The sequence below is a fragment of the Mesorhizobium sp. M5C.F.Ca.IN.020.32.2.1 genome (assembly GCF_004023105.1).
In the GTDB taxonomy this organism is placed as follows: domain Bacteria; phylum Pseudomonadota; class Alphaproteobacteria; order Rhizobiales; family Rhizobiaceae; genus Mesorhizobium; species Mesorhizobium wenxiniae.
This window is the reverse complement of record NZ_RZSX01000789.1, coordinates 1-2,942: the sequence shown is the minus strand read 5'-3', so window position 1 is coordinate 2,942 and position 2,942 is coordinate 1. Positions and strand designations below refer to the sequence as shown.

The 2,942-nt window shown below is 62.4% G+C and carries 3 protein-coding genes; all 3 read right to left on the bottom strand.

The features are described from left to right. Window positions 1-561 (bottom strand): ABC transporter ATP-binding protein (locus EOA86_RS28865; protein ID WP_164892074.1); only part of this gene is annotated, 561 nt, incomplete at its 3' end. 13 nt (window positions 562-574) lie between these two features. Beyond that, entirely contained in the window at window positions 575-1,657 is a 1,083-nt protein-coding gene (locus EOA86_RS28860) for an ABC transporter ATP-binding protein (protein ID WP_127209779.1), read from the bottom strand. A gap of 28 nt (window positions 1,658-1,685) precedes the next feature. Further along, the coding region (gene glpD / locus EOA86_RS28855) for a glycerol-3-phosphate dehydrogenase (RefSeq protein ID WP_128344776.1) at window positions 1,686-2,942 on the bottom strand (1,257 nt) is incomplete at its 5' end.

The following is a 2,942-nucleotide window of genomic DNA, read 5'->3' as shown; positions in this document are numbered from 1 at the left end:
GTGCAGCTGCTTCAACTGCGAGCGCAGCACCCACTTCATGTGCGGGTCGATTACGGTCAGCGGTTCGTCGAACAGGATCGCGTTGACATCGGAGCGCACCAGCCCGCGTCCGAGCGAGATCTTCTGCTTCTGGTCGGCGGTCAGCCCCCTCGCCTTTCTCTTAGCCATATCGGCCAACCCCGTCATTTCCAGCGTTTCACGCACCTTGCGGTCGACGTCGGGTTCTGGAACGCCGCGGTTGCGCAGCGGGAAGGCCAGATTATCGTAGACCGTCATGGTGTCGTAGATGACCGGGAACTGGAACACCTGCGCGATGTTGCGCTCCTGCGTCGACAGATTGGTTACGTCCTTGCCGTCGAACAGAAGCTCGCCATGCGAGGGGTACAACAGGCCGGAAATGATGTTGAGCAGCGTGGTCTTGCCGCAGCCCGACGGCCCCAGCAGCGCATAGGCGCCGCCATCCTCGAAGGCGTGATGCACCTCCTTCAGCGCATAGTCCTTGTCCGACTTCGGATGCGGCCCGTACGCGTGGCGGATGTGGTTGCAGTCGATGCGCGCCATGTGCCCTCCTCCCTCAAGCCGCCAGCATCTGTGGCGGCGCGGCCGAGCGGCCGTTCGCGTCGAACACCATGATGTGCCGCGGGTCGATGAACACCTCGATGGTCTGGTCCGGTTCGAACACCAGGATGCCGTGCTCCAGCATCACCCAGCGGACGTCGGCGAAATCGAGATGCACAAAGCTTTCAGAACCGGTGATTTCGGTGACCGACACCTTGGCTCTCACCGGAACCGCCGACGGGCTCGGCCGAGCAAGAGAGAGATGGTGAGGCTGGAAGCCGATCGTGTAGCTCGTATCGGCAATACCGGCGAGTTCAGCCGGCACCGGAAGCTTCACCCCACCATCAAGAAGGAAGCTCGAACCGCTCTTCTTCAGCACGATCGTGTTGAGCGGCGGATCGGCGAATGTCTTGGCCGTGACGAGGTCGTTCGGCCTGCGGAAGACGTCGATCGTCGGGCCGAACTGAGTGATCCGGCCTTCGGAAAGCGTCGCCGTGTTGCCGCCGAGCAGCAAGGCTTCGTGCGGCTCCGTAGTGGCGTAGACGAAAATGGTGCCGGTCGCCGCGAAGATTTTCGGCAATTCAGCACGCAGCTCCTCGCGCAGCTTGTAGTCGAGGTTGGCGAGCGGCTCATCGAGCAGCACGAGGCTGGCGTTCTTGACGATGGCGCGCGCCAGCGCGGTGCGCTGCTGCTGGCCACCGGAGAGGCTGAGCGGCGTGCGGTCGAGATAGGGCGTCAGCTTGAGAAGGGCTGCCGCACTGCGCACCTCCTTGTCGATCTTTGCCCGCTCGGTCCCGGCCACCCTCAGCGGCGAGGCGATGTTCTCGTAGACGGTCATCGCCGGATAATTGATGAACTGCTGGTAGACCATGGCGACGTTGCGCTTCTGCACCGGGATGCCGGTGACATCCTTGCCATCGAACCAGACCGAGCCGGATGTCGGCACATCAAGGCCGGCCATCAGCCGCATCAGGCTGGTCTTGCCGGAAAGCGTCGGCCCGAGAAGGACATTGAGCGAGCCGTGCTGAAGCGTCAGCGACACGTCGCGTATATGCTCCGTCGCCCCGACCGTCTTCGTCACGTTTCTCAGTTCCAGCATGATGCCTCCTCCCAGGCTTTCTGCATGACTATTCGGCAGCCGCGACATGGCGCCGGCTTATCCCGCGCATGAATTCGTCGAGCGCTGCCGTCTGCTCGCGGCTCAGATGCAGGCCGCGCTTGGTCCTGCGCCACAATACATCTTCAGCCGTCATCGCCCATTCATTTTGAACGAGGTAGCGCACTTCGGCCTCATAGAGATCGGCGCCAAAGTTGCGGCCAAGGTCGGCATTCGATCTGGCGAGGCCCAGCAGCATCCTTGCGCGAGTTCCGTAAAGCCGGCTCAGGCGGCGTGCCAGACGTGCGTCGAGGAACGGATAGGCCGTTTTCAGTTTCGCCACTTCGGCGTCGAAACCGCTGGCCGGGAAATCGCCGCCCGGCAGCGGCGCGTTTGCCGTCCACGGCTTGCCGCGCTTGCCGAGAAAACCCTCGATTTTCTCGAGCATCGATTCAGACAGCCGGCGATAGGTGGTGATCTTGCCGCCGAAGGTGTTGATGATCGGCGCCGTGCCCTCGCCGCCGTCGGTCTTCAGCACATAATCGCGGGTTGCTTCCTGCGCCTTCGAGGCGCCGTCGTCATAAAGCGGGCGCACGGCGGAATAGGTCCAGACGATGTCCGAACGCTTGACCGGCTGCGCGAAATATTCGCTCGCCGCGGCACAGAGATAATCGATCTCGGCGTCGCTGATCTTCACGTCGTGCGGGTCGCCAGCATAGTCCTGGTCAGTGGTGCCGATCAGCGTGAACTCTTCCTCGTAGGGGATAGCAAAGATGATGCGGCCATCCTTGTTCTGGAAGAAATAGGCGCGCGGATCGTCGAACTTCTTGCCGATGACGATATGGCTGCCCTGTACCAGCCGGACATTGTGCACCTCGTTCAAGCCGACCGTAGCAGACAGCACATGGTCGACCCATGGACCGGCGGCGTTGACCAAAAGCCGCGCCTTGACCTCCTCGGTGTCCCCGGTCTGCGCGTTTTCCAGCCTGACCGTCCAAAGTTCGCCTTCACGGCGTGCGCCGATGACTTTCGTGCGGGTTCGGATCATTGCGCCGCGATCGGCGGCGTCGCGGGCGTTCAGGGCCACCAGCCGCGCATCGTTGACCCAGGCGTCGGAATATTCGAAGGCCTTGCGAAACAACGGCTTCAGCGGCTTGCCGGCTGGGTCCTTTGCTATGTCCAGCGTCTTGGTCGCCGGCAGCAATTTGCGCCCGCCAATGTGGTCGTAAAGTAAAAGGCCGAGCCTGATCAGCCAGGCCGGACGCAAACCCTTGGCATAGGGCAGCAC